Consider the following 25,605-nt stretch of genomic DNA (forward strand, 5'->3'; position numbering starts at 1 on the left):
CGGGCCCGGGGTATGACCCCCCGCCCGCCCGGGGCGGGGGGCGCCCGGCGACCCCCCCGCCCGGCCGGCCGGCGCGGGGCCCGCGGGGGGCGCCGGCGCCGACGGATCCCCCGCCCACCCCCGTCGTCCGCGACGCTTCGGGCGGCACCCCGGCGTCGGACCCCGACGCCGGGGTGCCGCCCGTTCCCTCCGTCCTCCGGGTGCCCGGCACCGGGTCACCCGGGCTCAGATCGGCCACGACGCCGTAGTGGTCGGACACGTACAGCCCGCCGGAGGTGGGGGTGTCGCCGAGGAGGGCAGCCGCGTCCACCCGCAGCCGCTCCGATCCGACCAGCACCCGGTCGAGCCGGGCGGCCCGGCCGGTCCTCGACGAGACCGCGGCCAGCGGATTGACGCCCGGGTCGAAGGTCGGTGTGTGGTCGGCCGGCCCGTGCACCTCGGTCCAGGCGTCGCGCAGCCCGAGCGCCGTCGCGGGTGTGTCCCCGCCGTCGTTGAAGTCCCCCAGCAGCAACACCTCGCCCTGGACGCCCGCCAGCGCCTCGGCCAGCCGGCCCAGCTCGGCGTCCCGACGGGCCGGGCCGTCCTCCGAGTGGTCACTGCTCAGATGCGTCACGGCGACGGTGGCCGGGCCGCGGGCGGTCTCCACCACCACCGCGGCGACGGCCTTGTGCGGGCCGAGGACATGGAGTGCCGCCTCGCGCACGGGCAGCCGACTGAGCAGCAGCAGGCCGCACTCTTCGACATCCCTGCCGCCCGGGTCGGTGCCCAGTGTGTAGGACTCCCGCACCCAGGGGACGGCGAGCAGCATCCGGAGCAGTTCCGCCTCGACCTCCTGGAGCGCGATGACATCGGCGTCTGCACCGCGCAGGGCGGCCAGCAGGAGCGGTCTGCGCCGGGCGGTGTCGATGCGGTCGCGGTCGTACCGGTCCCACAACGTGTTCCAGGTCAGCACGCGCAGGCCCGCGGCGGCCGGTTCGGGCCGCGCCCCGGCGGCGGTCCCTGGGCGGTCGTCCCATGCGTACGGTGCCCAGCCGTGCGCGGGGTCCCATGCGCAGGGCGTCCGGGCGGCGAAGAACGGGGCGCGCAGCCTGCGCGGGTTCCGGACCCGTCCGGCGCCGGTCTCGTCGATCCGGTCCACGCCCGTGGACCGGTCCCACACCACCTCGCCGTCCGCCTCGAAGAACAGCACCCGGTGCCAGGGGATCTCCCCGGAGGGGTCGAAGTCGTCCAGCCGTACCCGCTTCGGCGCGGCGGCGCGCTGGTGGACGCCCATCACGAAACGGGCCGGGTCGAAGCGAGGGTCCCAGCGGACCCGGTGGTAGATCTCCTCGCTGGTACGCACCTACGCCTCCTCCTCGATGGTGCCGGCCGCGCCGATGTACCAGGTGCGGTGCGCCTGGCCGGGATACGGAGGCACATAGCGGCGCATCTGCGCGGTGAGCACCTCCGCCGGGACCGGGTGCGGCCGCCGTTCGTTGCGCCGGGCCAGTTCTTCCTCGTCGACGAGCGCCACCGCGTGGGTGACCAGGGCGTCGCGGCGGCGGGCGACCGTGTGCACCAGGGACCGCTGGTGCGGGTTGAGGGACGTGGCGTCCCACACCACCGTCGCACCTTCCGCCAGCGCGGTGCCGAGCCGGTCGAGGCCCCGGCGGAGGATCTCGCCGTTGGCGCGCTGGTCCGCGCGGGCGCCGCGTGCCTCGCGCAGGTCGTCGAGCGAGACGTACGCGTCGACGCCCCGCAGTGATCGGGCGAAGGTGCTCTTGCCGCTGCCGGACGGGCCGACCAGGTGGATCAGTCGCGGGAAGTCCCCGGAGCGCAGGCGCCAGGTGGCCGCGACGGCCTCCTCGACGGTTCCGATCCGGCCCAGCGCGTACGCCTCACGGGCCTCGCCCAGGCAGCGGGCCGCGGCCTCCGGGTGCAGTCCGGCGAACGCCTCACGCAAAGGACCGATCGGGCGTACCTCCTCGGCGTGCAGGGCGGACCACTCGACCTGCTCACGGGCCGCCGCGTCCGGGGCGGTCGCGGCGGCGACGGCGTGCAGCGCGTCCAGGCCGACGGCGTACGACATCCGCAGCAGTCCGGTCCGGCGCTGCTCGTCCGGGTGGGGACGGTGCAGCCCGGTGTGCAGACCGACGAGATCGGCGACCCTCCGGGCGAGCGGGAGACCCAGCGGCCGGGCCAGCCGGCCGGCGAGCGTGCCGCGGTGCCGCGTGTGCAGCAGCCCGGCGAGCACGCCGGCGAGTCGTTCGTCCCCGGTGCCGTCGAGCCGCGCGGCGACGTCGCCGGCGGCCCGGGCGTCGCCGTCCGGCAGTCCCACCGCCTCGAGCAGGGTGGCCGGGTCCGGTGCCGCCCCCGACCGCACCGCCCACAGCGAGGCGGCCGGTGCCAGCCCGTTCGCCACGACGGCGGCGTGCATCCAGTGGGTGGAGGTGCGGACGTGTCCCGGCCGCACCCATTTGGCGACCCTGTGCCGGAACTCCCCGGCGGCGAAGCCACCGGTCGTGCGGACGACGTACCCCTCGTGGCGCTCGGTGTCGAGCCTCAGCCGCCGCAGGGCGCGTTCGTCGAAGACCCCGCGCCACAGCACGCGCGGCACGGGGATTCCGAGTCCGCACAGGAAGTCCGCGCCGTGGTCCCAGTCCAGGCAGTGGCCGTCGGCGTCCCAGACGGAGAAGCCGTAGAACCAGCTCTCCAGGTCGTCGTAGGCGAGCGAGTGCCGGGCGTATACGTTCTCCCCGCACACCCGCCAACCCGCGGGGATCCGGTCGCCGATGCGGCCCTGGAGCGCCTTCACCCAGGCCCGCGACGGATGGTGCGCGGAGTCGGGCGACCGTGCGTGCAGCCCGTCGCCGTACAGCGTGGTGTTCTCGCCGTCGAGCTTCTCGGTGACGACGACCTCCCGGCCGTGCAGCGCGGCGAGGTCCCGGGCCCGTACGTCGTCGCTCGACGCACCGGGCGACCACGGCAGGTGCGGTGTGCGCGGATAGTGCGTACGCGCCGGATACCGGCCCATGGTCCCCGTCCCTCGTCCCCGACCCCGTCCGCGTCATGCGGTGTGTCGCCACTGTAGGCAGGGGGTACGACGGTGCTCGACCGAAATACCCGGGGTCGGGCGCCCGGCGCCGCGGGGGAACCGGCAGGCGGTGGCCTCGGCGTGCGGCGGCGGCCCGATCGTGCCCACGTCGCGGCCGCCCTGGCCCCCTTCCCCCGTCGACCGGCGCCGGGCCCCGTGCGGGTGACGGCTTCCCGTCTCCCCGGGCCCCGCCGGCCCGGGCCGCTCCTCACGTCGCGCGGCGTCCTTCGCCCGGCGGGTGCGGCGCGCCGTCGGCAGGGACGTCCGACGGCGAGCGAGGAGCCCGGCGCGGGAGCGGACCCGTGGCCCCGCGCAGAGCCCACCCCTTCTCGGGTCGACGGCGGTCGCGTACCGGGGAGCCTCCGGGCGGGCGGTGGGCGCGGGGGTGAGAGGGGGCCAACCGGGCTCCGACGGGGGGAAGTTGGCGTCGGGCGCGCGTTCGGGCGGAGGGGCGGGTCCGCGGGCCGCCCGGACGCCCGGCCCGAGGGCGCAGCCGCAGCCGTGCGTGGCGCGGTTTGACACGTCGACCCCGCGGGGTAATCTCTTCGGCTCGATTGGCGTCCGTCGCGGCCCGTATGGCAGACTGTCCGGGTTGCTCGGTTGAGTGCCGATGCTGCGCGCCTCCCGCCGGGAGGACCGGAAGCGAGTCCCACAGTACTCGTCGCCCTAACTGCCTCCCGGCAGCGCTGGGGCGGACGTACGGGAATCTTCCGGGAAGTGTCAGCGGGGCGCCGGCCAGGCACCCGGTGGGCCCTCGCCCCCGTCCAGCGGTCTCTTCTGCGGATCGCAATCCCCTCCAGCAGGGAAATCCGGTCATCGGACATCTGCGTAGCGGGAGTGCGACACGCCCGACCGCGTGGGTCGGAGGAGAGGGCTGGGAACACCGGGTTCCGGAGCGTTACGAGAGACAGGACTACGAAGTAGCCATGGCGGGACAGAAGATCCGCATCCGGCTCAAGGCCTACGACCACGAGGTCATCGACTCCTCGGCGAAGAAGATCGTCGAGACGGTGACCCGTACTGGTGCGTCGGTCGCGGGCCCGGTGCCGCTGCCCACTGAGAAGAACGTGTACTGCGTCATCAAGTCGCCGCACAAGTACAAGGACTCGCGCGAGCACTTCGAGATGCGCACGCACAAGCGCCTCATCGACATCCTCGACCCCACGCCGAAGACGGTCGACTCGCTCATGCGTCTCGACCTGCCGGCCGGCGTCGACATCGAGATCAAGCTCTGAGGTGACGCGCGAGATGGCTAAGCAGATCAAGGGCATCCTGGGCGAGAAGCTCGGCATGACTCAGGTCTGGGACGAGAACAACCGTGTCGTCCCGGTCACCGTCGTCAAGGCCGGCCCCAATGTCGTCACCCAGATCCGTACGAACGACACCGACGGCTACGAGTCGGTCCAGATCGCCTTCGGCGAGATCGACCCGCGCAAGGTGAACAAGCCCCTCAAGGGCCACTTCGCCAAGGCCGACGTCACCCCCCGTCGTCACCTCGTCGAGATCCGTACCGCCGACGCCGGCGAGTACACCCTCGGCCAGGAGATCACCGCCGAGGTCTTCGAGGCGGGCGTGAAGGTCGACGTCACCGGCAAGAGCAAGGGCAAGGGCTTCGCCGGTGTCATGAAGCGCCACAACTTCCGTGGCCTGGGCGCCGGACACGGCACCCAGCGCAAGCACCGCTCCCCCGGTTCCATCGGTGGCTGCGCCACCCCGGGCCGTGTGTTCAAGGGCCTCCGTATGGCGGGCCGCATGGGCAACGAGCGGGTCACCACCCAGAACCTGACCGTCCACGCCGTTGACGCGGAGAAGGGTCTGCTGCTCATCAAGGGCGCGGTTCCCGGTCCGAACGGCGGCCTCGTCCTGGTCCGTACCGCGGCCAAGGGGGCCTGAGGTAACCGATGAGCACCATTGACATCCTTTCGCCCGCTGGCGACAAGGCCGGTAGCGTCGAGCTCCCCGCGGAGATCTTCGACGCCAAGGTCAGCGTTCCGCTGATCCACCAGGTCGTCGTCGCGCAGCTGGCCGCTGCCCGCCAGGGCACGCACAAGACCAAGACCCGCGGCGAGGTCCGTGGCGGTGGCAAGAAGCCCTACCGCCAGAAGGGCACCGGCCGTGCGCGTCAGGGTTCGACCCGTGCGCCGCAGTTCGCCGGCGGTGGCGTCGTGCACGGCCCCGTGCCGCGCGACTACTCGCAGCGGACCCCGAAGAAGATGAAGGCCGCCGCCCTGCGCGGTGCCCTCACCGACCGGGCCCGCAACTCCCGCATCCACGTCGTCTCCGGCGTGGTCGAGGGCGAGGTCTCCACCAAGGCCGCCAAGACGCTGCTCGGCAAGATCTCGGAGCGCAAGAACCTGCTCCTGGTCGCCGAGCGCACCGACGAGGCCGCGTGGCTGTCCGCCCGCAACCTGCCCCAGGTGCACATCCTGGAGCCGGGCCAGCTGAACACGTACGACGTGCTCGTCTCCGACGACGTGGTCTTCACCCAGGCCGCCTTCGAGTCCTTCGTGTCCGGCCCCAAGGCCAACGACAATGAGGGGAGCGAGGCCTGATGGCCGAGATCACCAGCAAGACCTTCACCGACCCGCGTGACGTTCTCGTCAAGCCGGTTGTCTCGGAGAAGAGCTACGCGCTGCTGGACGAGAACAAGTACACGTTCATCGTCGCGCCCAACGCCAACAAGACCCAGATCAAGCAGGCCGTCGAGGCGGTCTTCTCGGTCAAGGTCACCGGGGTGAACACGATCAACCGCCAGGGCAAGCGCAAGCGCACCCGCACCGGTTTCGGCAAGCGCGCCAACACCAAGCGCGCCATCGTGACCCTCGCCGAGGGCGACCGTATCGACATCTTCGGCCAGGCCTCCTAACGGAGACCTTGGTCCGATATCGGACGAGGACTGAGAAATGGGTATCCGCAAGTACAAGCCGACGACTCCGGGCCGTCGTGGCTCCAGCGTCGCCGACTTCGTCGAGATCACGCGGTCCACGCCGGAGAAGTCGCTGGTCCGCCCCCTGCACAGCAAGGGCGGCCGTAACAACGCCGGTCGTGTGACCGTTCGCCACCAGGGTGGTGGCCACAAGCGCGCCTACCGCGTGATCGACTTCCGTCGTCACGACAAGGACGGCGTGCCGGCCAAGGTCGCGCACATCGAGTACGACCCCAACCGCACCGCGCGCATCGCGCTCCTGCACTACGCGGACGGCGAGAAGCGCTACATCCTCGCCCCGCGCGGTCTGTCGCAGGGTGACCGGATCGAGAACGGCCCCGGTGCCGACATCAAGCCCGGCAACAACCTGGCGCTGCGCAACATCCCGGTCGGTACGACCCTGCACGCCATCGAGCTGCGGCCCGGCGGCGGCGCGAAGTTCGCCCGCTCCGCGGGTGCCTCCGTGCAGCTGCTGGCGAAGGAGGGCTCCATGGCCCACCTGCGCATGCCGTCCGGTGAGATCCGCCTGGTCGACGTCCGCTGCCGCGCCACCGTCGGCGAGGTCGGCAACGCCGAGCAGTCGAACATCAACTGGGGCAAGGCCGGCCGTATGCGCTGGAAGGGCGTTCGCCCGACCGTCCGCGGTGTCGCCATGAACCCGGTCGACCACCCGCACGGTGGTGGTGAGGGCAAGACCTCCGGTGGTCGCCACCCGGTCTCCCCCTGGGGTCAGAAGGAGGGTCGTACTCGTTCTCCCAAGAAGGCGAGCAACAAGTACATCGTCCGCCGCCGCAAGACGAACAAGAAGCGCTAGGAGCGGGTTTAGATGCCGCGCAGTCTCAAGAAGGGGCCCTTCGTCGACGACCACCTGATCAAGAAGGTGGACGCCCAGAACGAAGCAGGCACCAAGAACGTCATCAAGACCTGGTCCCGTCGCTCGATGATCGTCCCGGCCATGCTGGGCCACACGATCGCGGTGCACAACGGCAAGACCCACGTCCCGGTGTTCGTCACCGAGTCCATGGTCGGCCACAAGCTCGGCGAGTTCTCGCCGACTCGCACCTTCCGCGGCCACGTCAAGGACGACCGGAAGTCGAAGCGCCGCTAATCGCGGAGTGGAACGACTATGACTTACACCGAAGGGACAACCATGGAAGCCAGGGCCCAGGCGCGGTACATCCGCGTCACGCCCATGAAGGCCCGCCGCGTGGTGGACCTCATCCGTGGCATGGACGCCACGGAGGCTCAGGCGGTCCTGCGTTTCGCCCCGCAGGCCGCGAGCGTGCCGGTCGGCAAGGTGCTGGACAGCGCCATCGCCAACGCCGCGCACAACTACGACCACACGGACGCCTCCTCGCTGTTCATCAGCGAGGCGTACGTCGACGAGGGCCCGACCCTGAAGCGGTTCCGTCCGCGCGCCCAGGGCCGTGCCTACCGGATCCGCAAGCGGACCAGCCACATCACCGTGGTCGTCAGCAGCAAGGAAGGAACCCGGTAATGGGCCAGAAGGTAAACCCGCACGGGTTCCGGCTCGGCATCACCACGGACTTCAAGTCCCGCTGGTACGCCGACAAGCTGTACAAGGACTACGTCAAGGAAGACGTCGCCATCCGTCGGATGATGACGTCCGGCATGGAGCGCGCCGGCATCTCCAAGGTCGAGATCGAGCGCACCCGTGACCGTGTGCGGGTGGACATCCACACCGCGCGTCCCGGCATCGTCATCGGCCGCCGTGGCGCCGAGGCCGACCGCATCCGCGGCGACCTCGAGAAGCTCACGGGCAAGCAGGTCCAGCTGAACATTCTCGAGGTCAAGAACCCCGAGGTCGACGCTCAGCTCGTGGCCCAGGCCGTTGCCGAGCAGCTGTCCTCCCGCGTCTCCTTCCGCCGCGCCATGCGCAAGAGCATGCAGTCGGCCATGAAGGCGGGCGCCAAGGGCATCAAGATCCAGTGTGGTGGCCGTCTCGGCGGCGCCGAGATGTCCCGCTCGGAGTTCTACCGCGAGGGCCGTGTGCCGCTGCACACGCTCCGCGCGAACGTCGAGTACGGCTTCTTCGAGGCCAAGACCACCTTCGGCCGCATCGGCGTGAAGGTCTGGATCTACAAGGGCGATGTCAAGAACATCGCCGAGGTCCGCGCCGAGAACGCCGCTGCCCGCGCCGGCAACCGTCCGGCCCGTGGTGGCTCCGACCGCCCGGCCCGTGGCGGCCGTGGTGGCGAGCGTGGCGGTCGCGGTCGCAAGCCGCAGCAGCAGTCGGCCCAGGGTGGCCAGCAGCAGTCGGCCGAGGCCCCCAAGGCCGACGCCCCCGCCGCTGCCGCTCCGGCTGCTGAGAGCACCGGAACGGAGGCCTGACCGAAATGCTGATCCCCCGTAGGGTCAAGCACCGCAAGCAGCACCACCCGAAGCGCAGCGGTATGTCCAAGGGTGGTACGCAGGTTGCGTTCGGCGAGTACGGCATCCAGGCGCTCACCCCGGCGTACGTGACGAACCGTCAGATCGAGGCCGCTCGTATCGCGATGACCCGTCACATCAAGCGTGGCGGCAAGGTCTGGATCAACATCTACCCGGACCGCCCGCTGACGAAGAAGCCTGCCGAGACCCGCATGGGTTCCGGTAAGGGTTCGCCGGAGTGGTGGGTCGCGAACGTCAAGCCCGGTCGGGTGATGTTCGAGCTGTCCTACCCGAACGAGAAGATTGCTCGTGAGGCGCTCACCCGCGCTGCTCACAAGCTTCCGATGAAGTGCCGCATCGTTCGGCGCGAGGCAGGTGAGGCGTGATGTCGGCCGGAACCAAGGCGTCCGAGCTGCGCGAGCTGGGCAACGAGGAGCTTGTTGCCAAGCTCCGCGAGGCCAAGGAAGAGCTGTTCAACCTCCGCTTCCAGGCGGCGACCGGTCAGCTCGAGAACCACGGCCGGCTGAAGGCCGTCCGCAAGGACATCGCCCGGATCTACACCCTGATGCGTGAGCGCGAGCTGGGCATCGAGACGGTGGAGAACGCCTGATGAGCGAGAGCAACGTGACCGAGAACAAGACCGAGCGCGGTTTCCGCAAGACCCGTGAGGGTCTGGTCGTCAGCGACAAGATGGACAAGACCGTCGTCGTCGCCGTCGAGGACCGCGTCAAGCACGCGCTGTACGGCAAGGTCATCCGCCGTACCAACAAGCTCAAGGCGCACGACGAGCAGAACGCCGCGGGTGTCGGCGACCGCGTCCTCCTGATGGAGACCCGGCCGCTGTCCGCGACGAAGCGCTGGCGCGTCGTCGAGATCCTCGAGAAGGCCAAGTAATTTTGCGGGGGCCCTCCCTGGAAGGGGAGTGCTCCCCCGCATGCCCCCCGCTGGGGGAACCCCTCCGGGGGCACTGCCCCAGCACTAAGTTCCGCCAGGCTCGGCGGGGGCTGTCTCCTTCGGGACCAGCCCCCGCCGGGAACCGGCAGACGATCAGGAGATAGACGTGATCCAGCAGGAGTCGCGACTTCGCGTCGCCGACAACACTGGTGCCAAGGAGATCCTTTGCATCCGTGTTCTCGGTGGCTCGGGTCGCCGCTACGCGGGCATCGGTGACGTCATCGTCGCCACCGTCAAGGACGCGATCCCCGGTGGCAACGTGAAGAAGGGTGACGTCGTCAAGGCGGTCATCGTTCGCACCGTCAAGGAGCGCCGCCGCCAGGACGGCTCGTACATCCGCTTCGACGAGAACGCCGCCGTCATTCTGAAGAACGACGGCGACCCTCGCGGCACCCGTATCTTCGGCCCCGTGGGCCGTGAGCTGCGCGAGAAGAAGTTCATGAAGATCATCTCGCTCGCGCCGGAGGTGCTGTAAGCATGAAGATCAAGAAGGGCGACCTGGTCCAGGTCATCACCGGCAAGGACAAGGGCAAGCAGGGCAAGGTCATTGCCGCTTTCCCGCGCGACGAGCGCGTCCTGGTCGAGGGTGTCAACCGGGTCAAGAAGCACACCAAGGCCAACCAGCCGGGCCGTGCCTCCCAGGCCGGCGGCATCGTGACCACCGAGGCCCCCATCCACGTCAGCAACGTGCAGCTCGTCGTGGAGAAGGACGGCAAGAAGGTCGTCACCCGCGTCGGCTACCGGTTTGACGACGAGGGCAACAAGATCCGCGTTGCCAAGCGGACCGGTGAGGACATCTGATGGCTACCACGACTGCGCCGCGTCTCAAGACGCGCTACCGCGAGGAAATCGTCGGCAAGCTGCGTGACGAGTTCAAGTACGACAACGTCATGCAGGTCCCCGGTCTCGTCAAGATCGTGGTCAACATGGGTGTGGGCGACGCCGCCCGCGACTCCAAGCTGATCGAGGGCGCCATCCGCGACCTCACCACGATCACCGGTCAGAAGCCGGCCGTCACCAAGGCCCGCAAGTCCATCGCGCAGTTCAAGCTGCGCGAGGGTCAGCCGATCGGTGCCCACGTCACGCTCCGTGGCGACCGCATGTGGGAGTTCCTGGACCGCACCCTGTCGCTCGCGCTGCCGCGCATCCGCGACTTCCGCGGTCTGTCCCCCAAGCAGTTCGACGGCCGTGGCAACTACACCTTCGGTCTCACGGAGCAGGTCATGTTCCACGAGATCGACCAGGACAAGATCGACCGCGTCCGGGGTATGGACATCACCGTGGTCACCACGGCGACCAACGACGCTGAAGGCCGTGCCCTTCTCCGTCACCTCGGCTTCCCGTTCAAGGAGGCGTGAGCGAGATGGCGAAGAAGGCTCTGATTGCCAAGGCTGCTCGTAAGCCCAAGTTCGGTGTGCGTGCGTACACCCGCTGCCAGCGCTGCGGCCGTCCGCACTCCGTGTACCGCAAGTTCGGCCTGTGCCGCGTGTGCCTTCGTGAGATGGCTCACCGTGGCGAGCTGCCGGGCGTGACCAAGAGCTCCTGGTAGTCCCCAGTCCAGTCCGTCGGCCCGATGGGCCGCCCTTGAGGGGCGGCGGTCGGGTGACGGGTGGGCGGGATTACCCGAGGCTCTCGGTAAGCAACGGGTCGGCGGGGCCCACCCTCACATGCCGTAGGCTTGTGGGGTTGGGCGCCCGCCGCCCTGAACGACTTACTACGCCGTAGGTCCCCGTGCCGCACCCGTCCCGCCCCTGTGCGGGGAGAGGGATGGCGCATACAGGAAACCCCGGCGAGAGAGGCCGAAGGCCAATTCATGACCATGACTGATCCGATCGCGGACATGCTGACCCGTCTGCGTAACGCGAACTCGGCGTACCACGACTCCGTGACGATGCCGCACAGCAAGATCAAGTCTCACATCGCGGAGATCCTCCAGCAGGAGGGCTTCATCACGGGCTGGAAGGTCGAGGACGCCGAGGTCGGCAAGAACCTCGTTCTCGAGCTGAAGTTCGGCCCGAACCGTGAGCGCTCCATCGCGGGCATCAAGCGGATCTCCAAGCCCGGTCTCCGGGTCTACGCGAAGTCCACCAACCTGCCGAAGGTGCTCGGCGGCCTGGGCGTGGCGATCATCTCCACGTCGCACGGGCTCCTCACCGACAAGCAGGCCAGCAAGAAGGGTGTGGGCGGGGAAGTCCTCGCCTACGTCTGGTAGTCGGGAACGGAGGAGAAGAACAATGTCGCGTATCGGCAAGCTCCCCATCCCGGTTCCCGCCGGCGTGGACGTCACCATCGAGGGCCGCACGGTCACGGTGAAGGGTTCCAAGGGCACCCTGACCCACACCGTTGCCGCGCCGATCGAGATCGTTAAGGGCGAGGACGGCACCCTCAAGGTGTCCCGCCCGAACGACGAGCGTCAGAACAAGGCCCTGCACGGCCTGTCCCGCACGCTGGTGGCCAACATGATCACCGGTGTGACCCAGGGATACACCAAGGCGCTCGAGATCAGCGGTGTCGGTTACCGCGTTGCCGCGAAGGGCTCCAACCTGGAGTTCCAGCTCGGCTACAGCCACCCGATCCTGGTGGAGGCCCCCGAGGGCATCTCCTTCAAGGTCGAGTCGCCGACCAAGTTCTCGGTCGAGGGCATCGACAAGCAGAAGGTCGGCGAGGTCGCCGCGAACATCCGCAAGCTGCGCAAGCCCGACCCGTACAAGGCCAAGGGCGTGAAGTACGCGGGCGAGGTCATCCGCCGCAAGGTCGGAAAGGCTGGTAAGTAAGCCATGGCATACGGCGTGAAGATTGCCAAGGGCAAGGCCTACAAGGGCGCTTCCCTGAAGCGTCGCCACATCCGCATCCGCAAGAAGATCTCGGGTACGGCGGAGCGTCCGCGTCTGGTCGTCACCCGGTCCAACCGCGGTATCACCGCTCAGGTCATCGACGACCTCAAGGGTCACACCGTGGCGTCGGCGTCCACCCTGGACGCTTCCATCCGCGGCGGCGAGGGCGACAAGTCGGCGAAGGCGAAGCAGGTCGGCCAGCTCGTGGCCGAGCGTGCGAAGGCCGCCGGCGTCGAGGCTGTCGTGTTCGACCGTGGCGGAAACCAGTACGCCGGGCGCATCGCCGCCCTGGCCGACGCCGCCCGCGAAGCCGGCCTGAAGTTCTGAGCCGTTCGTAGCTAGCGGAAAAGAGAGAGGTAAATCCAATGGCTGGACCCCAGCGCCGCGGCAGCGGTGCCGGTGGCGGCGAGCGGCGGGACCGGAAGGGCCGTGACGGCGGCGCTGCTGCCGCCGAGAAGACCGCGTACGTTGAGCGCGTCGTCGCGATCAACCGCGTCGCCAAGGTTGTGAAGGGTGGTCGTCGCTTCAGCTTCACCGCGCTGGTCGTGGTGGGCGACGGTGACGGCACCGTGGGTGTCGGATACGGCAAGGCCAAGGAGGTGCCGGCCGCCATCGCCAAGGGTGTGGAGGAGGCCAAGAAGCACTTCTTCAAGGTCCCCCGCATCCAGGGCACCATCCCGCACCCGATCCAGGGTGAGAAGGCGGCGGGCGTCGTCCTGCTCAAGCCGGCTTCCCCCGGTACCGGTGTTATCGCCGGTGGCCCGGTGCGTGCCGTGCTCGAGTGCGCCGGCGTTCACGACATCCTGTCGAAGTCCCTGGGCTCCGACAACGCGATCAACATCGTGCACGCGACCGTGGCGGCCCTGAAGGGCCTGCAGCGTCCCGAGGAGATCGCGGCCCGCCGCGGTCTGCCGCTCGAGGACGTCGCCCCCGCGGCCCTGCTTCGTGCGCGTGCGGGAGCGGGTGCGTAATGGCCCGCCTCAAGATCACGCAGACGAAGTCGTACATCGGCAGCAAGCAGAACCACCGTGACACGCTGCGTTCGCTCGGCCTGAAGAGGGTCAACGACGTGGTCGTCAAGGAGGACCGCCCCGAGTTCCGCGGAATGGTGCACACCGTCCGCCACCTCGTGACGGTCGAGGAGGTCGACTGATCATGGCGGAGCAGAACCCGCTGAAGATCCACAACCTCCGTCCCGCCCCCGGCGCCAAGACCGCCAAGACCCGTGTCGGTCGTGGTGAGGCGTCGAAGGGTAAGACGGCCGGTCGTGGTACCAAGGGCACGAAGGCCCGCTACCAGGTTCCGGAGCGCTTCGAGGGTGGCCAGATGCCGCTCCACATGCGCCTCCCGAAGCTGAAGGGCTTCAAGAACCCGTTCAAGACCGAGTACCAGGTCGTGAACCTGGACAAGCTCGCCGCCCTCTACCCCGAGGGTGGCGAGGTCACGGTCGCCGACCTGGTCGCCAAGGGCGCGGTTCGCAAGAACCAGCTCGTCAAGGTGCTCGGCCAGGGCGAGGTCTCCGTGGCGCTGCAGGTGACGGTCGACGCCGTCTCCGGCTCCGCCAAGGAGAAGATCACCGCCGCCGGCGGCACCGTCACCGAGCTCGTCTGAGACGAGCCGATGGCCTGAACACCAACCGGGGATGCTCTCAAACGGGGCATCCCCGGTTGGTCGTTCCAAGGGGGGCACACTCGCCGGTAAGGTGGCGTGCGTTGTTGCTGTTATCCCCGGGGGGCGACCCCCACGCCGTGACGGAGGCCCACCCGGTCCCCGGAGCGGTTCTTGTCTCATACGAATTCGTCGAACCTCAAGACCGTCACCTCTGACGCTTTGCGCGGGGGTCGCAGGAGGCACCGTGCTCACCGCGTTCGCCCGGGCGTTCAAGACGCCCGACCTGCGCAAGAAGCTGCTCTTCACGCTCGGCATCATCGTGCTGTACCGGCTCGGCGCACACATCCCGGTGCCCGGCGTCAGCTATGAGAACGTCCAGATCTGTGTGGACCAGGCCTCGAAGAACAACAGCAGCCTCTTCGGCCTCGTCAACATGTTCAGCGGCGGCGCGCTGCTGCAGATCACGATCTTCGCGCTCGGCATCATGCCGTACATCACGGCGAGCATCATCCTGCAGCTGCTGACCGTGGTGATCCCGCGTCTGGAGGCCCTCAAGAAGGAGGGCCAGTCCGGCACCGCGAAGATCACGCAGTACACGCGTTACCTCACGGTCGCGCTGGCCGTGCTGCAGGGCACCGGCCTGGTGGCCACGGCCCGCAGCGGTGCGCTGTTCTCCGGCTGCCAGGTGGCCAACGAGATCGTCCCCGACCAGTCGATCTTCGTGACCGCCACCATGGTGATCACCATGACCGCCGGCACGGCCGTGGTCATGTGGCTCGGCGAGCTGATCACGGACCGCGGCATCGGCAACGGCATGTCCATCCTGATGTTCATCTCCATCGCCGCCGGCTTCCCCGGCGCGCTGTGGGCCATCAAGGAGAGCGGCAAGCTCGCCAAGGGCTGGATCGAGTTCGGCACGGTCATCCTGATCGGCTTCGTGATGGTGGCGCTCGTCGTCTTCGTCGAGCAGGCCCAGCGGCGCATCCCGGTGCAGTACGCGAAGCGCATGATCGGCCGCAGGTCGTACGGCGGTACGTCCACATACATCCCGCTCAAGGTGAACCAGGCGGGTGTGATTCCCGTCATCTTCGCGTCGTCGCTGCTCTACATCCCGGCGTTGATCGCGCAGTTCTCGAGCTCGAACGCCGGATGGAAAACCTGGATCGAAGCCCACTTCGTCAAGGGTGACCACCCGTACTACATCGCGACGTACTTCCTTCTGATCGTGTTCTTCGCCTTCTTCTACGTGGCGATCTCGTTCAACCCCGAGGAAGTCGCGGACAACATGAAGAAGTATGGTGGCTTCATCCCGGGTATCCGGGCTGGTCGACCTACCGCCGAGTACTTGAGCTACGTGCTCAACCGGATCACCTGGCCGGGCTCGCTGTACCTGGGTCTGATCGCTCTTGTGCCGACGATGGCGTTGGCAGGCTTCGGTGGTGCCAACCAGAACTTCCCGTTCGGTGGCACCAGCATCCTCATCATCGTGGGTGTCGGTCTGGAGACCGTGAAGCAGATCGAGAGCCAGCTCCAGCAGCGCAACTACGAAGGGTTCCTCCGCTGATGCGAATCGTCCTCGTCGGACCGCCCGGTGCCGGCAAGGGAACGCAGGCTGCGTTCCTTGCCAAGAACCTGTCGATCCCGCACATCTCCACGGGCGACCTGTTCCGGGCCAACATCAGCAAGGGCACGGACCTCGGCAAGCAGGCCAAGGCGTACATGGACGCCGGCAACCTGGTGCCGGACGAGGTCACCATCGGGATGGCGCGGGACCGGATGGCCCAGCCGGACGCCCAGAACGGATTCCTGCTGGACGGCTTCCCGCGGAACGTGTCGCAGGCCGAGGCCCTCGACGCCGCGCTGGCGGCGGACGGCGTGAAGCTGGACGCCGTGCTGGACCTGGAGGTCCCCGAGGAGGAGGTCGTCAAGCGGATCGCGGGCCGCCGCATCTGCCGGAACGACAGCGCGCACGTCTTCCACGTCACCTACAGCGCGCCGAAGACCGAGGGCGTCTGCGACGTCTGCGGCGGCGAGCTGTACCAGCGCGACGACGACTCCGAGGAGACCGTGCGCAAGCGGCTCGAGGTCTACCACACGCAGACCGAGCCGATCATCGACCACTACCGGGCCCAGGGCCTGCTGGTGACCATCTCCGCGCTCGGCAAGGTCGACGAGGTGACCGAGCGCGCGATGGAGGCGCTGCAGAAGGACCGGGCCGCGCAGGCCTGAACGTCGTACCCCAGGCGTATCCTCCGACCTGATCGCATACGGCCGCGGTGTCCCCAGGACGCCGCGGCCGTATCGTTGATTACCCAGGCATTCCGCCGAACCACTCTCCGATTCTGAAAGGCGCCGGCCCTCATGGTGCAGATCAAGACCCCCGAGCAGATCGCCAAGATGCGTGAGGCGGGACTGGTCGTCGCCGCCATCCACGCGGCGACCCGTGAAGCGGCGGTCCCCGGCGCCACGACGAAGGACCTGGACGAGGTCGCCCGCAAGGTGATCGCCGACCACGGCGCCAAGTCGAACTTCCTGGGGTACGGCGGTTTCCCCGCCACCATCTGCACCTCGGTGAACGAGGTCGTCGTCCACGGCATCCCGGACGGGAAGACGGTCCTCAAGGACGGCGACATCATCTCCGTCGACGCCGGCGCGATCGTCGACGGCTGGCACGGCGACGCGGCGTTCACGGCGTTCGTCGGCGGCGGTCACGCTCCGGAGCTCGTCGAGCTCTCCCGGGTGACCGAGGAGTCCATGTGGGCCGGAATCGCGGCCATGAAGAACGGCAACCGGCTGGTCGACGTCTCCCGCGCGATCGAGACCTACATCCGCCGCCAGCCGAAGCCGGGCGGCGGTCGCTACGGGATCATCGAGGACTACGGCGGCCACGGCATCGGCACCGAGATGCACATGGACCCGCACCTGCTGAACTACGTCAGCCGCAAGCGCGGCAAGGGCCCGAAGCTGGTTCCCGGCTTCTGCCTGGCGATCGAGCCGATGGTGTCGCTCGGCACCCCGCACACCGAGGTGCTCTCCGACGACTGGACCGTGATCACCACGGACGGCACCTGGTCCTCGCACTGGGAGCACTCGGTGGCACTGACGGAGGAGGGCCCGCTGGTGCTGACGGCCGTCGACGGCGGCCGTGCGAAGCTGGCGGAGCTGGGCGTGACGGCGGCACCGGACCCCCTGGCCTGAGCCTGGCCGGGGCGCACCCGAGCCGTGGGCGGGGCGGTGGGGGGAACCCCGGCCGCCCCGGTTCTGCTTAAGGATCTCCCGCCTTGGGCAAACTCCACGGATTCGTCTTTTCCAGGGGCCTGACGTAGACTGATGCGTCGGTTCGCGTGTACCCGTATGTCCGCTTGCGGTCAAAGGGTGACGAGAGCCGATCAAGGTAGCCGATTCGAAGGGCGAAGCGTGGCCAAGAAGCAAGGTGCCATCGAGATCGAGGGCACCGTGATCGAGTCCCTGCCGAACGCCATGTTCAAGGTGGAGCTCCAGAACGGTCACAAGGTCCTCGCGCACATCTCCGGCAAGATGCGGATGCACTACATCCGAATCCTTCCGGACGACCGGGTCGTCGTGGAGCTCTCTCCGTACGACCTGACGCGTGGCCGGATCGTCTACCGCTACAAGTAGATCTTGCCCTCACCTCTCCCGAGGGGTGCTGGCACTGACCCGGAGAACCTCACATCCCATGAAGGTCAAGCCGAGCGTCAAGAAGATCTGCGACAAGTGCAAGGTGATCCGCCGCCACGGCCGGGTCATGGTCATCTGCGACAACCTGCGCCACAAGCAGCGCCAGGGCTGACGCACGCCGACCTGCACTTCGCAGATCTTCGCGCGACGCGAGCAAAACACGTTCACCAGCAGGGCCCGCCCAGTCCGCAGGGACCGGCGGCACCTCCGGCGGGGGCCGGGGACCGGGACGTACCATCGCTCCTCCAGGAGCGGTCGGCGGCCCGGGACGGTTCTGCTGCAGACCCCCGAACACCACAGGAGCCATTGAATGGCACGCGTTTCCGGTGTTGACATCCCGCGCGACAAGCGCGTGGAGGTCGCACTCACCTACGTCTTCGGCATCGGCCGCACCCTGGCGAAGGAGACCCTCGCCGCGACCGGTGTGAACCCGAACACCCGCGTTCGTGACCTGGCCGAAGAGGACCTCGTCAAGATCCGCGAGTACGTGGACGCCAACCTCAAGACCGAGGGTGACCTCCGTCGCGAGATCCAGGCCGACATCCGCCGCAAGGTCGAGATCGGCTGCTACCAGGGTCTGCGCCACCGCCGCGGTCTGCCGGTCCACGGCCAGCGCACCAGCACGAACGCCCGTACCCGCAAGGGCCCGCGTCGCGCCATCGCCGGCAAGAAGAAGCCGGGCAAGAAGTAGTCCTCAGCAGGACGCTCTACCAGCGGTCTTCGCTGTAGGACCGACCACCTCCACGGGAGAAATACATGCCCCCCAAGGGACGCCAGGGCGCCGTCAAGAAGGTGCGCCGCAAGGAAAAGAAGAACGTCGCTCACGGCCACGCGCACATCAAGAGCACGTTCAACAACACGATCGTCTCGATCACGGACCCCAGCGGCAACGTGATCTCCTGGGCCTCCGCCGGCCACGTCGGCTTCAAGGGCTCGCGCAAGTCCACCCCCTTCGCCGCGCAGATGGCCGCCGAGTCGGCCGCCCGCCGCGCGCAGGAGCACGGCATGCGCAAGGTCGACGTCTTCGTCAAGGGTCCGGGCTCCGGCCGTGAGACCGCGATCCGTTCCCTCCAGGCCACCGGTCTCGAGGTCGGCTCCATCCAGGACGTCACCCCGACGCCGCACAACGGCTGCCGTCCCCCCAAGCGCCGCCGCGTCTGACGCGTCGCCGCTGTACGGCTGACGCCGGGCGCCGGCGTGTCCGACACGTCACGCCCGGTCCGAGGGCTTCGGGCGGTACGGCCCCTCGTGGGACGTGCCGCCCGTACCCTTGCAGTACGCAGTATTTTCGACAGCCGGGTCTCGGCCCGGTCGAGTCGGGCGTCAAATAGCGGGCGCCCATGACTGAAGGATCACAGACATGCTGATCGCTCAGCGTCCCTCGCTGACCGAAGAGGTCGTCGACGAGTACCGCTCCCGGTTCGTGATCGAGCCGCTGGAGCCGGGCTTCGGCTACACCCTCGGCAACTCCCTCCGCCGTACGCTCCTCTCCTCGATCCCGGGCGCGGCCGTCACGTCCATCCGGATCGACGGCGTCCTGCACGAGTTCACCACCGTGCCGGGCGTCAAGGAGGACGTCACCGACCTCATCCTGAACATCAAGCAGCTGGTCGTCTCCTCGGAGCACGACGAGCCGGTCGTGATGTACCTGCGCAAGCAGGGCCCGGGTCTGGTCACCGCCGCCGACATCGCGCCCCCGGCCGGTGTCGAGGTCCACAACCCCGACCTCGTCCTGGCCACGCTGAACGGCAAGGGCAAGCTGGAGATGGAGCTGACCGTCGAGCGCGGTCGCGGCTACGTCTCCGCCGTGCAGAACAAGCAGGTGGGTCAGGAGATCGGCCGCATCCCGGTCGACTCCATCTACTCCCCGGTGCTCAAGGTCACCTACAAGGTCGAGGCGACCCGTGTCGAGCAGCGCACCGACTTCGACAAGCTGATCGTCGACGTCGAGACCAAGCAGGCCATGCGCCCGCGCGACGCCATGGCGTCCGCCGGCAAGACCCTGGTCGAGCTGTTCGGTCTGGCGCGCGAGCTCAACATCGACGCCGAGGGCATCGACATGGGCCCGTCCCCGACGGACGCCGCCCTGGCCGCCGACCTGGCGCTGCCGATCGAGGAGCTTGAGCTCACGGTCCGCTCCTACAACTGCCTCAAGCGCGAGGGCATCCACTCCGTGGGTGAGCTCGTCGCCCGCTCCGAGGCCGACCTCCTCGACATCCGCAACTTCGGTGCGAAGTCGATCGACGAGGTCAAGGCGAAGCTGGCCGGCATGGGCCTGGCCCTCAAGGACAGCCCGCCCGGATTCGACCCGACCGCCGCCGCCGACGCCTTCGGCGCGGACGACGACGCGGACGCCGGTTTCGTCGAGACCGAGCAGTACTGAGCACCTCCCGGCGGGGTGCGGGGCCGTGTGCCCCGCACCCCGCCGGGGTGGCTGCCTCCGGGGCCACGGCCCCGGGCTCCGGGCGCGAGCCCGGCACAGATGTCCCCGGCACCGCCGGGGGGTGCGCGAGGGGCGCGAGCCTCTCGCACAGGCTGACACCGGTACCTGACACGGCCGGTGCAGATCACAAGGAGAAGAACCATGCCGAAGCCCGCCAAGGGTGCCCGTCTGGGCGGCAGCGCCGCGCACGAGAAGCTGCTTCTCGCGAACCTCGCGAAGTCGCTCTTCGAGCACGGCCGCATCACCACGACCGAGGCCAAGGCCCGCCGCCTGCGCCCCGTCGCGGAGCGTCTGATCACGAAGGCGAAGAAGGGCGACATCCACAACCGTCGCCTGGTGCTGCAGACGATCACGGACAAGAGCATCGTCCACACGCTCTTCACCGAGATCGCCCCGCGCTACGCCGAGCGTCCGGGTGGCTACACCCGGATCACCAAGATCGGCAACCGCCGCGGTGACAACGCCCCGATGGCCGTGATCGAGCTCGTCGAGGGCGAGATCGCGAAGAAGGCCACCGTCGCCGAGGCCGAGGCCGCCGCCAAGCGCGCGGTCAAGGAGGCCGACGAGGCCAAGGCCGAGGAGACCAAGGCCGAGGACGCCGCCGAGGCTCCGGCCGAGGAGTCGAAGGACGCCTGAGGCGTTCCGAGACGGCCTTACGGCTGACGGACGGGCCCGTTCCCCATCTTTCCGGGGGCGGGCCCGTTCCCCTTGAGAGGACCTGAGAGGCATACGAGACGTGAGCGATGACGTGAGGCCCGGTTTCGTACGGGTGCGGCTGGACCTGTCCTACGACGGCAGGGACTTCTCGGGCTGGGCCCGGCAGACGCGTGGGCAGCGGACGGTCCAGGGCGAGATCGAGGACGCGATCCGTACCGTCACGCGTTCACAGGACACGTACGAGCTGACCGTCGCCGGCCGCACGGACGCTGGTGTGCACGCCCGCGGCCAGGTCGCGCACGTCGACCTGCCGCAGGAGCTCTGGGCCGAGCACCGGGAGAAGCTGCTGCGGCGGCTGGCGGGCCGGCTCTCCCACGACGTCCGGGTGTGGAAGGCCGAGGAGGCCCCCGCCGGCTTCAACGCCCGCTTCTCGGCGGTTTGGCGGCGCTACGCCTACCGCGTCACCGACCACCCGGCGGGCGTCGACCCGCTGTTGCGCGGCCATGTGCTGTGGCACGACTGGCCGTTGGACCTGGACGCCATGAACGCGGCGGCCGGACGGCTCCTCGGGGAGCACGACTTCGCCGCGTACTGCAAGAAGCGCGAAGGCGCCACCACCATCCGGACGCTCCAGGAGCTCCGCTGGGAGCGCGACGCGTCCGGAATCCTGACCGCGACCGTGAAGGCCGACGCCTTCTGCCACAACATGGTCCGCTCGCTGGTCGGCGCGATGCTGTTCGTCGGCGACGGCCACCGGCCGGCGGACTGGCCGGCGAAGGTCCTGGCCGCGGGTGTCCGTGACTCGGCGGTCCATGTGGTACGGCCGCACGGGCTCACGCTGGAGGAAGTCGGCTATCCCGCCGACGAACTGCTGGCCGCCAGGAACCTGGAGGCGCGGAACCGGCGCACGCTTCCGGCCGGGGGCGCGGGGGCGGCCGGCTGCTGCTGAGCCTGCGGCTGCCGCTCAGTCCTTCGCCCGCGTCGCCGGGAGGCCGGACAGGGCCTCCGCCTCCTGCGCCTCGGGGCCGCCGCGCAGCGCCAAGCGCCTGTGACGTGGCGGGGGGCCGGGACGGAGCGCCGCACCGGCCCCCCGCCACGGGCGGCCGACGGTGCTCCGGGAGCGGCCCGGGCGTCAGCCCGCCGGGGCCGTGGCCGCCGCGGACGCCTGCATCTCGCCGCGGCGCACGATCTGGCGGAACGTGAACTCCGCGAGGTCGTCGCCCGGCTGGAACGCCTTGCTGTCGCCCTTGGTGACGGACTTCCCACTGACGTAGCCGGTGGCGGTGAAGTAGGCGTACCGGCCGTAGGAGTTGCCCACGAAACGGCACACCGGCCCACCCTGGCAGAAGGCGGCGACGCCCGAGCCGGAGAGCGGGGCGATGCTGCGGGCGGACTGCTGCACGGCGGCCTGGGCCTGCGCCTCGGTGGGGAAGACGGCGACGCCGATGGTGACGGCCACGCCGTCCTTGGTGTAAGTGGCGCGGATTACCTGGTCGCAGCCGTGCGAGCGGAGCGCCGCGCCCAGCGAGGCCCGGGTCGCGGAGGCGCAGTTCGTGGTGCGGGCCGTGGGGCCCTTGGCGTAGACCCGGTCGCCCATCGTGAGCTTCTTTCCCGGGAACAGGGTGTCGGCGCTCAGCGGCGCGGTGTCCTTCTTCGCGCTGGAGACGAAGTCCTTGGGGTTCGGCGGCGGCGGGGGAGCGACCGTCGAGAACGACGGCTCCGGCTGTGCGGTCTCGTTCGGCAGCTCGGGAGCCGTGGGCAGGTCACTGGCGTTCTTGCCGGACGGGGCAGCATCGTTGGTGAAGACCACGGCGGTGGCCACGATCGCGGCGACGGCGGCCGTGGCGACACCGCCCGCCCCGATGAGCAGCCACCTCCTGCGGCGGGCCCGTGCGGCGGAGGCATCGGCCAGCGCCGCCCAGTCGGGCGTCGACGAGGGCGGCTCTCCGTAGGACTGGTACGGCTGCCGCGGCTCCTGCGGCCACTGCGATCCCCCAAAGCTCATGCCGCGCATCCTAAACCTGTTGGGCGTGAGCATGTCCTGCGGTGAGAATGCCCACCATGGGACATCTCGAGGCCGCGCATCTGGAGTACTTCCTCCCGGACGGGAGGGTGCTGCTCGGCGACGTGTCGTTCCGGGTGGGCGAGGGATCGGTCGTCGCCCTGGTGGGGGCGAACGGCGCGGGCAAGACGACGCTGCTGCGGCTGCTGTCCGATGAGCTGAAGCCGCACGGCGGCACGGTCTCGGTGAGCGGCGGCCTCGGTGTGATGCAGCAGTTCGTGGGGTCGGTGCAGGACGAGCGAACGGTCCGGGACCTGCTGGTCTCGGTGGCGCCGCCCAGGATCAGGGACGCGGCCCGGGCGGTCGACGAGGCCGAACACCTGATCTTGACCGTCGACGACGAGGCCGCGCAGATGCGGTACGCGCAGGCGCTCAGCGACTGGGCCGAGGTACAGGGGTACGAGGCGGAGACCGTCTGGGACATGTGCACGACGGCCGCGCTCGGCGTCCCCTACGAGAAGGCCCAGTGGCGCCTGGTGCGGACCCTGTCCGGCGGCGAGCAGAAGCGGCTGGTGCTGGAGGCGCTGCTGCGCGGCCCGGACGAGGTGCTGCTGCTCGACGAGCCGGACAACTATCTGGACGTGCCGGGCAAGCGCTGGCTGGAGGACCGGCTGCGGGAGACCCGCAAGACCGTGCTCTTCGTCTCGCACGACCGGGAGCTGCTGGCCAGGGCCGCGCAGAAGATCGTGGCCGTGGAGCCGGGGCCCGCGGGCAGCGACGTCTGGGTCCACGGGGGCGGCTTCGACACCTTCCACGAGGCCCGGCGGGAGCGGTTCGCGCGCTTCGAGGAGCTGAGGCGGCGCTGGGAGGAGGAGCACGCCCGGCTGAAGGCCCTGGTCCACAAGCTGCGCCAGCAGGCGGCGATCAGCCCCGACATGGCGTCGCGGTACCGCGCGATGCAGACGCGGTTCAGGAAGTTCGAGGAGGCCGGCCCGCCCCCGGAGCCCCCGCGCGAGCAGGACATCCGGATTCGGCTGCGCGGTGGCCGGACCGGGGTACGGGCCGTGACCTGCGAGAACCTGGAGCTGACGGGGCTGATGAAACCCTTCTCGCTGGAGGTCTTCTACGGCGAGCGGGTCGCGGTGCTCGGCTCGAACGGCTCGGGCAAGTCCCACTTCCTGCGGCTGCTCGCCGGGGAGGACGTGGCCCACACGGGGACGTGGAAGCTGGGCGCCCGGGTGGTGCCCGGGCACTTCGCCCAGACCCACGCCCACCCGGAACTGCTCGGCCGCACGCTCGTCGACATCCTGTGGACCGAGCACGCCAAGGACCGCGGCGGCGCGATGAGCGTCCTGCGCCGCTACGAACTGGAGCGTCAGGGCGACCAGACGTTCGAACGGCTCTCGGGGGGCCAGCAGGCCCGCTTCCAGATCCTGCTGCTGGAGCTGCGCGGCGCGACAGCGCTGCTGCTGGACGAGCCGACCGACAACCTGGACCTGGAGTCCGCGGAGGCGCTGCAGGAGGGCCTGGAGGCGTACGAGGGCACGGTGCTCGCGGTGACGCACGACCGCTGGTTCGCCCGGTCCTTCGACCGCTTCCTCGTCTTCGGCTCGGACGGGGTGGTCAGGGAGGCGCCGGAACCGGTCTGGGACGAGCGCAGGGTGGTCCGGGCCCGGTAGCGGAGGCCCAGGGGCCGCCCTGCCGGTCCGCGCCGCCGGGACGAGGGCGTTTTGACCCGTGCGGGGGACCGCGGGTATTCTGCTGGTTCGTTATGCGTATTGGCTTGCTCTATCTCACGTGAGGGGCCCTTACGCCGGTCCACCGGGCCGATGACCAGCGGCATGCACTCGGGTTGCGTCCCCGATGTGCGGCCAGGGCTGTCGTGATCGTCCGGGTGGCCTTGTCAGGACCCCGTCCTCCGTGCTCTCGCGAGCCGGTGGATCCCCATCACTGAAGAAGCGAAGGCTACGACCGTGCGTACGTACAGCCCCAAGCCCGGCGATGTGACGCGCCAGTGGCACGTCATCGACGCCCAGGACGTCGTCCTGGGCCGTCTGGCCACGACCGCTGCCACCCTCCTGCGGGGCAAGCACAAGCCGATCTACGCGCCCCACGTCGACGCTGGTGACTTCGTCATCATCATCAACGCCGACAAGGTGCACCTGTCCGGCAACAAGCGGACCCAGAAGATGGCGTACCGCCACTCCGGCTACCCGGGTGGTCTGCGCTCCGTCCGCTACGACGAGCTGCTCGACAAGAACCCCGAGAAGGCCGTCGAGAAGGCCGTCAAGGGCATGCTGCCCAAGAACTCCCTCGGCCGTCAGATGCTCTCGAAGCTGAAGGTCTACGCGGGCGAGAACCACCCGCACGCTGCCCAGCAGCCGGTCCCGTTCGAGATCACCCAGGTCGCGCAGTAAGTCCGGCCACCCCCTAAGACGAACAGAATCTGAGGAGAATCGTGGCCGAGACCACCACCGAGACCCCGCTCGAGGGCGAAGAGACCTACGCCGAGGTCACCACCTTCGAGTCCGAGGCCCCCGTCGAGGGCGAGTACACGAGCGAGTCGCTCGCGTCCCGCTTCGGCGAGCCGCAGCCGGCCGCCGGCCTGGGTCGCCGCAAGAACGCCATCGCGCGTGTCCGCATCGTGCCGGGCACCGGCAAGTGGACGATCAACGGTCGCACCCTCGAGGACTACTTCCCGAACAAGGTGCACCAGCAGGAAGTCAACGAGCCCTTCAAGGTGCTCGAGCTCGACGACCGCTACGACGTCATCGCCCGCATCGCGGGTGGCGGCGTGTCCGGCCAGGCCGGCGCCCTGCGCCTCGGCGTGGCCCGCGCGCTGAACGAGGCGGACGTGGAGAACAACCGCGGCCCGCTGAAGAAGGCCGGCTTCCTGCGCCGCGACGACCGCGCGGTCGAGCGGAAGAAGGCCGGTCTGAAGAAGGCCCGCAAGGCCCCGCAGTACAGCAAGCGCTAATCGCCTGCTCGCCTGTACGGCGTACGTTCGCCCCGGCG

The 25,605-nt window shown here is 69.3% G+C and carries 37 protein-coding genes; 34 read left to right on the plus strand and 3 right to left on the minus strand.

From position 1 onward, the window contains the following. Both AB0J10_RS24905 and AB0J10_RS24910 read right to left on the minus strand, forming a co-directional pair. A partial coding sequence (locus tag AB0J10_RS24905; RefSeq protein WP_363064699.1) for an RNA repair domain-containing protein occupies positions 1-1,342 on the minus strand: 1,342 nt, incomplete at its 3' end. Next, the gene (locus tag AB0J10_RS24910; protein WP_363064700.1) at positions 1,343-3,013 is read right to left on the minus strand and encodes an RNA ligase family protein; all 1,671 of its coding nucleotides are present in this window, start codon (positions 3,011-3,013) and stop codon (positions 1,343-1,345) included. A gap of 986 nt (positions 3,014-3,999) precedes the next feature. Here AB0J10_RS24910 and rpsJ point away from each other — a divergent pair. The 31 genes from rpsJ (at position 4,000) to truA (ending at position 21,537) form a co-directional block, all read left to right on the plus strand. Further along, positions 4,000-4,308 carry a 30S ribosomal protein S10 gene (gene rpsJ / locus AB0J10_RS24915; protein WP_003948644.1) on the plus strand — a complete coding sequence of 103 codons (309 nt, stop codon included), beginning with the start codon at positions 4,000-4,002 and terminating at the stop codon, positions 4,306-4,308. A gap of 13 nt (positions 4,309-4,321) precedes the next feature. Next, positions 4,322-4,966 carry a 50S ribosomal protein L3 gene (gene rplC / locus AB0J10_RS24920; RefSeq protein ID WP_017949665.1) on the plus strand — a complete coding sequence of 215 codons (645 nt, stop codon included), beginning with the start codon at positions 4,322-4,324 and terminating at the stop codon, positions 4,964-4,966. An 8-nt stretch (positions 4,967-4,974) separates the two neighbouring features. Then, on the plus strand, positions 4,975-5,625 hold the full coding sequence (rplD, locus tag AB0J10_RS24925; protein ID WP_283296194.1) for a 50S ribosomal protein L4: 651 nt from the start codon (positions 4,975-4,977) through the stop codon (positions 5,623-5,625). Beyond that, on the plus strand, positions 5,625-5,939 hold the full coding sequence (rplW, locus tag AB0J10_RS24930) for a 50S ribosomal protein L23 (RefSeq protein ID WP_018889347.1): 315 nt from the start codon (positions 5,625-5,627) through the stop codon (positions 5,937-5,939). Before rplD ends, rplW begins: the two co-directional genes overlap by 1 nt. 37 nt (positions 5,940-5,976) lie before the next feature. Then, on the plus strand, positions 5,977-6,813 hold the full coding sequence (rplB, locus tag AB0J10_RS24935) for a 50S ribosomal protein L2 (protein ID WP_017949662.1): 837 nt from the start codon (positions 5,977-5,979) through the stop codon (positions 6,811-6,813). 12 nt (positions 6,814-6,825) lie between these two features. Further along, a complete protein-coding gene (rpsS, locus tag AB0J10_RS24940) occupies positions 6,826-7,107 on the plus strand; it encodes a 30S ribosomal protein S19 (protein WP_017949661.1) in 282 nt (93 codons plus the stop codon). Between the two features lie 42 nt (positions 7,108-7,149). Continuing rightward, positions 7,150-7,497: a 50S ribosomal protein L22 gene (rplV, locus tag AB0J10_RS24945; protein ID WP_009327087.1), complete on the plus strand. Its 348-nt coding sequence runs from the start codon at positions 7,150-7,152 to the stop codon at positions 7,495-7,497. Continuing rightward, positions 7,497-8,351, plus strand: a complete 855-nt coding sequence (gene rpsC, locus AB0J10_RS24950) for a 30S ribosomal protein S3 (protein ID WP_138053660.1) — start codon at positions 7,497-7,499, stop codon at positions 8,349-8,351. The genes rplV and rpsC overlap by 1 nt, the downstream gene beginning before the upstream one ends. A 5-nt stretch (positions 8,352-8,356) precedes the next feature. After that, positions 8,357-8,776, plus strand: a complete 420-nt coding sequence (gene rplP / locus AB0J10_RS24955) for a 50S ribosomal protein L16 (protein WP_017949658.1) — start codon at positions 8,357-8,359, stop codon at positions 8,774-8,776. Next, complete coding sequence (gene rpmC, locus AB0J10_RS24960; RefSeq protein ID WP_030759371.1) at positions 8,776-9,000, plus strand: 50S ribosomal protein L29; 225 nt, start codon at positions 8,776-8,778, stop codon at positions 8,998-9,000. Before rplP ends, rpmC begins: the two co-directional genes overlap by 1 nt. Beyond that, positions 9,000-9,284 (plus strand): 30S ribosomal protein S17, encoded by a 285-nt coding sequence (rpsQ, locus tag AB0J10_RS24965; protein ID WP_093656384.1) that lies wholly within the window; start codon positions 9,000-9,002, stop codon positions 9,282-9,284. The genes rpmC and rpsQ overlap by 1 nt, the downstream gene beginning before the upstream one ends. Positions 9,285-9,450: 166 nt before the next feature. Next, complete coding sequence (rplN, locus tag AB0J10_RS24970; protein ID WP_003956455.1) at positions 9,451-9,819, plus strand: 50S ribosomal protein L14; 369 nt, start codon at positions 9,451-9,453, stop codon at positions 9,817-9,819. Between the two features lie 2 nt (positions 9,820-9,821). Then, positions 9,822-10,145, plus strand: coding sequence for a 50S ribosomal protein L24 (gene rplX, locus AB0J10_RS24975; RefSeq protein ID WP_017949655.1), 324 nt, complete (start codon positions 9,822-9,824; stop codon positions 10,143-10,145). Next, the gene (rplE, locus tag AB0J10_RS24980; protein WP_363064701.1) at positions 10,145-10,702 is read left to right on the plus strand and encodes a 50S ribosomal protein L5; all 558 of its coding nucleotides are present in this window, start codon (positions 10,145-10,147) and stop codon (positions 10,700-10,702) included. Before rplX ends, rplE begins: the two co-directional genes overlap by 1 nt. Before the next feature lie 5 nt (positions 10,703-10,707). Then, complete coding sequence (locus AB0J10_RS24985; RefSeq protein ID WP_003956452.1) at positions 10,708-10,893, plus strand: type Z 30S ribosomal protein S14; 186 nt, start codon at positions 10,708-10,710, stop codon at positions 10,891-10,893. A 264-nt stretch (positions 10,894-11,157) separates the two neighbouring features. Next, positions 11,158-11,556: a 30S ribosomal protein S8 gene (rpsH, locus tag AB0J10_RS24990; protein WP_017949652.1), complete on the plus strand. Its 399-nt coding sequence runs from the start codon at positions 11,158-11,160 to the stop codon at positions 11,554-11,556. Between the two features lie 22 nt (positions 11,557-11,578). Then, the gene (gene rplF / locus AB0J10_RS24995; RefSeq protein ID WP_269728892.1) at positions 11,579-12,118 is read left to right on the plus strand and encodes a 50S ribosomal protein L6; all 540 of its coding nucleotides are present in this window, start codon (positions 11,579-11,581) and stop codon (positions 12,116-12,118) included. A gap of 3 nt (positions 12,119-12,121) precedes the next feature. Beyond that, positions 12,122-12,505 (plus strand): 50S ribosomal protein L18, encoded by a 384-nt coding sequence (gene rplR, locus AB0J10_RS25000; protein WP_093656380.1) that lies wholly within the window; start codon positions 12,122-12,124, stop codon positions 12,503-12,505. A 38-nt stretch (positions 12,506-12,543) separates the two neighbouring features. After that, on the plus strand, positions 12,544-13,149 hold the full coding sequence (gene rpsE, locus AB0J10_RS25005) for a 30S ribosomal protein S5 (RefSeq protein WP_005313527.1): 606 nt from the start codon (positions 12,544-12,546) through the stop codon (positions 13,147-13,149). Next, a complete protein-coding gene (rpmD, locus tag AB0J10_RS25010) occupies positions 13,149-13,331 on the plus strand; it encodes a 50S ribosomal protein L30 (protein WP_071273185.1) in 183 nt (60 codons plus the stop codon). The genes rpsE and rpmD overlap by 1 nt, the downstream gene beginning before the upstream one ends. A gap of 2 nt (positions 13,332-13,333) precedes the next feature. After that, positions 13,334-13,789: a 50S ribosomal protein L15 gene (gene rplO / locus AB0J10_RS25015; RefSeq protein ID WP_017949648.1), complete on the plus strand. Its 456-nt coding sequence runs from the start codon at positions 13,334-13,336 to the stop codon at positions 13,787-13,789. 244 nt (positions 13,790-14,033) lie between these two features. Beyond that, positions 14,034-15,353 (plus strand): preprotein translocase subunit SecY, encoded by a 1,320-nt coding sequence (secY, locus tag AB0J10_RS25020; RefSeq protein ID WP_138053657.1) that lies wholly within the window; start codon positions 14,034-14,036, stop codon positions 15,351-15,353. After that, entirely contained in the window at positions 15,353-16,018 is a 666-nt protein-coding gene (locus tag AB0J10_RS25025) for an adenylate kinase (RefSeq protein ID WP_363064702.1), read from the plus strand. The genes secY and AB0J10_RS25025 overlap by 1 nt, the downstream gene beginning before the upstream one ends. 132 nt (positions 16,019-16,150) lie before the next feature. Then, the gene (map, locus tag AB0J10_RS25030; protein ID WP_363064703.1) at positions 16,151-16,987 is read left to right on the plus strand and encodes a type I methionyl aminopeptidase; all 837 of its coding nucleotides are present in this window, start codon (positions 16,151-16,153) and stop codon (positions 16,985-16,987) included. 219 nt (positions 16,988-17,206) lie between these two features. Continuing rightward, positions 17,207-17,428: a translation initiation factor IF-1 gene (gene infA / locus AB0J10_RS25035; RefSeq protein WP_003956442.1), complete on the plus strand. Its 222-nt coding sequence runs from the start codon at positions 17,207-17,209 to the stop codon at positions 17,426-17,428. Positions 17,429-17,486: 58 nt separating this feature from the next. Next, the gene (rpmJ, locus tag AB0J10_RS25040) at positions 17,487-17,600 is read left to right on the plus strand and encodes a 50S ribosomal protein L36 (protein WP_003956441.1); all 114 of its coding nucleotides are present in this window, start codon (positions 17,487-17,489) and stop codon (positions 17,598-17,600) included. Between the two features lie 198 nt (positions 17,601-17,798). Beyond that, the gene (rpsM, locus tag AB0J10_RS25045) at positions 17,799-18,179 is read left to right on the plus strand and encodes a 30S ribosomal protein S13 (RefSeq protein ID WP_093656368.1); all 381 of its coding nucleotides are present in this window, start codon (positions 17,799-17,801) and stop codon (positions 18,177-18,179) included. A gap of 65 nt (positions 18,180-18,244) precedes the next feature. Continuing rightward, positions 18,245-18,649, plus strand: coding sequence for a 30S ribosomal protein S11 (gene rpsK / locus AB0J10_RS25050; RefSeq protein WP_017949643.1), 405 nt, complete (start codon positions 18,245-18,247; stop codon positions 18,647-18,649). Positions 18,650-18,848: 199 nt separating this feature from the next. Next, entirely contained in the window at positions 18,849-19,871 is a 1,023-nt protein-coding gene (locus tag AB0J10_RS25055; RefSeq protein WP_003956430.1) for a DNA-directed RNA polymerase subunit alpha, read from the plus strand. A 201-nt stretch (positions 19,872-20,072) separates the two neighbouring features. Further along, a complete protein-coding gene (rplQ, locus tag AB0J10_RS25060; RefSeq protein WP_269728889.1) occupies positions 20,073-20,567 on the plus strand; it encodes a 50S ribosomal protein L17 in 495 nt (164 codons plus the stop codon). A 100-nt stretch (positions 20,568-20,667) separates the two neighbouring features. Continuing rightward, on the plus strand, positions 20,668-21,537 hold the full coding sequence (gene truA / locus AB0J10_RS25065) for a tRNA pseudouridine(38-40) synthase TruA (RefSeq protein ID WP_363064704.1): 870 nt from the start codon (positions 20,668-20,670) through the stop codon (positions 21,535-21,537). Positions 21,538-21,720: 183 nt separating this feature from the next. Here the strand turns inward: truA and AB0J10_RS25070 are convergent, their stop codons facing one another. Next, positions 21,721-22,593 (minus strand): hypothetical protein, encoded by an 873-nt coding sequence (locus AB0J10_RS25070; protein WP_363064705.1) that lies wholly within the window; start codon positions 22,591-22,593, stop codon positions 21,721-21,723. Positions 22,594-22,640: 47 nt separating this feature from the next. On the opposite strand from AB0J10_RS25070, the gene AB0J10_RS25075 reads away from it, so the two are divergent. The 3 genes from AB0J10_RS25075 (at position 22,641) to rpsI (ending at position 25,567) form a co-directional block, all read left to right on the plus strand. Next, positions 22,641-24,269 carry an ATP-binding cassette domain-containing protein gene (locus AB0J10_RS25075; protein ID WP_363064706.1) on the plus strand — a complete coding sequence of 543 codons (1,629 nt, stop codon included), beginning with the start codon at positions 22,641-22,643 and terminating at the stop codon, positions 24,267-24,269. A 294-nt stretch (positions 24,270-24,563) separates the two neighbouring features. Continuing rightward, a complete protein-coding gene (rplM, locus tag AB0J10_RS25080; RefSeq protein ID WP_017949632.1) occupies positions 24,564-25,007 on the plus strand; it encodes a 50S ribosomal protein L13 in 444 nt (147 codons plus the stop codon). A gap of 41 nt (positions 25,008-25,048) precedes the next feature. Further along, on the plus strand, positions 25,049-25,567 hold the full coding sequence (gene rpsI / locus AB0J10_RS25085; RefSeq protein ID WP_093656348.1) for a 30S ribosomal protein S9: 519 nt from the start codon (positions 25,049-25,051) through the stop codon (positions 25,565-25,567). Positions 25,568-25,605: the final 38 nt, after the last annotated feature.

This window comes from Streptomyces sp. NPDC049887 (assembly GCF_040656535.1).
In the GTDB taxonomy this organism is placed as follows: Bacteria; Actinomycetota; Actinomycetes; order Streptomycetales; family Streptomycetaceae; genus Streptomyces.

Excerpts from the sequence above, each read along its gene's own strand:
- AB0J10_RS24910 (WP_363064700.1), bottom strand. The coding sequence starts at position 3,013 with ATGGGCCGGTATCCGGCGCGTACGCACTATCCGCGCACACCGCACCTG.
- rpsJ (WP_003948644.1), top strand. The coding sequence starts at position 4,000 with ATGGCGGGACAGAAGATCCGCATCCGGCTCAAGGCCTACGACCACGAG.
- rplC (WP_017949665.1), top strand. The coding sequence starts at position 4,322 with ATGGCTAAGCAGATCAAGGGCATCCTGGGCGAGAAGCTCGGCATGACT.
- rplD (WP_283296194.1), top strand. The coding sequence starts at position 4,975 with ATGAGCACCATTGACATCCTTTCGCCCGCTGGCGACAAGGCCGGTAGC.
- rplW (WP_018889347.1), top strand. The coding sequence starts at position 5,625 with ATGGCCGAGATCACCAGCAAGACCTTCACCGACCCGCGTGACGTTCTC.
- rplB (WP_017949662.1), top strand. The coding sequence starts at position 5,977 with ATGGGTATCCGCAAGTACAAGCCGACGACTCCGGGCCGTCGTGGCTCC.
- rpsS (WP_017949661.1), top strand. The coding sequence starts at position 6,826 with ATGCCGCGCAGTCTCAAGAAGGGGCCCTTCGTCGACGACCACCTGATC.
- rplV (WP_009327087.1), top strand. The coding sequence starts at position 7,150 with ATGGAAGCCAGGGCCCAGGCGCGGTACATCCGCGTCACGCCCATGAAG.
- rpsC (WP_138053660.1), top strand. The coding sequence starts at position 7,497 with ATGGGCCAGAAGGTAAACCCGCACGGGTTCCGGCTCGGCATCACCACG.
- rplP (WP_017949658.1), top strand. The coding sequence starts at position 8,357 with ATGCTGATCCCCCGTAGGGTCAAGCACCGCAAGCAGCACCACCCGAAG.
- rpmC (WP_030759371.1), top strand. The coding sequence starts at position 8,776 with ATGTCGGCCGGAACCAAGGCGTCCGAGCTGCGCGAGCTGGGCAACGAG.
- rpsQ (WP_093656384.1), top strand. The coding sequence starts at position 9,000 with ATGAGCGAGAGCAACGTGACCGAGAACAAGACCGAGCGCGGTTTCCGC.
- rplX (WP_017949655.1), top strand. The coding sequence starts at position 9,822 with ATGAAGATCAAGAAGGGCGACCTGGTCCAGGTCATCACCGGCAAGGAC.
- rplE (WP_363064701.1), top strand. The coding sequence starts at position 10,145 with ATGGCTACCACGACTGCGCCGCGTCTCAAGACGCGCTACCGCGAGGAA.
- AB0J10_RS24985 (WP_003956452.1), top strand. The coding sequence starts at position 10,708 with ATGGCGAAGAAGGCTCTGATTGCCAAGGCTGCTCGTAAGCCCAAGTTC.
- rpsH (WP_017949652.1), top strand. The coding sequence starts at position 11,158 with ATGACCATGACTGATCCGATCGCGGACATGCTGACCCGTCTGCGTAAC.
- rplF (WP_269728892.1), top strand. The coding sequence starts at position 11,579 with ATGTCGCGTATCGGCAAGCTCCCCATCCCGGTTCCCGCCGGCGTGGAC.
- rplR (WP_093656380.1), top strand. The coding sequence starts at position 12,122 with ATGGCATACGGCGTGAAGATTGCCAAGGGCAAGGCCTACAAGGGCGCT.
- rpsE (WP_005313527.1), top strand. The coding sequence starts at position 12,544 with ATGGCTGGACCCCAGCGCCGCGGCAGCGGTGCCGGTGGCGGCGAGCGG.
- rpmD (WP_071273185.1), top strand. The coding sequence starts at position 13,149 with ATGGCCCGCCTCAAGATCACGCAGACGAAGTCGTACATCGGCAGCAAG.
- rplO (WP_017949648.1), top strand. The coding sequence starts at position 13,334 with ATGGCGGAGCAGAACCCGCTGAAGATCCACAACCTCCGTCCCGCCCCC.
- AB0J10_RS25025 (WP_363064702.1), top strand. The coding sequence starts at position 15,353 with ATGCGAATCGTCCTCGTCGGACCGCCCGGTGCCGGCAAGGGAACGCAG.
- map (WP_363064703.1), top strand. The coding sequence starts at position 16,151 with ATGGTGCAGATCAAGACCCCCGAGCAGATCGCCAAGATGCGTGAGGCG.
- rpmJ (WP_003956441.1), top strand. The coding sequence starts at position 17,487 with ATGAAGGTCAAGCCGAGCGTCAAGAAGATCTGCGACAAGTGCAAGGTG.
- rpsM (WP_093656368.1), top strand. The coding sequence starts at position 17,799 with ATGGCACGCGTTTCCGGTGTTGACATCCCGCGCGACAAGCGCGTGGAG.
- rpsK (WP_017949643.1), top strand. The coding sequence starts at position 18,245 with ATGCCCCCCAAGGGACGCCAGGGCGCCGTCAAGAAGGTGCGCCGCAAG.
- AB0J10_RS25055 (WP_003956430.1), top strand. The coding sequence starts at position 18,849 with ATGCTGATCGCTCAGCGTCCCTCGCTGACCGAAGAGGTCGTCGACGAG.
- rplQ (WP_269728889.1), top strand. The coding sequence starts at position 20,073 with ATGCCGAAGCCCGCCAAGGGTGCCCGTCTGGGCGGCAGCGCCGCGCAC.
- AB0J10_RS25070 (WP_363064705.1), bottom strand. The coding sequence starts at position 22,593 with ATGAGCTTTGGGGGATCGCAGTGGCCGCAGGAGCCGCGGCAGCCGTAC.
- AB0J10_RS25075 (WP_363064706.1), top strand. The coding sequence starts at position 22,641 with ATGCCCACCATGGGACATCTCGAGGCCGCGCATCTGGAGTACTTCCTC.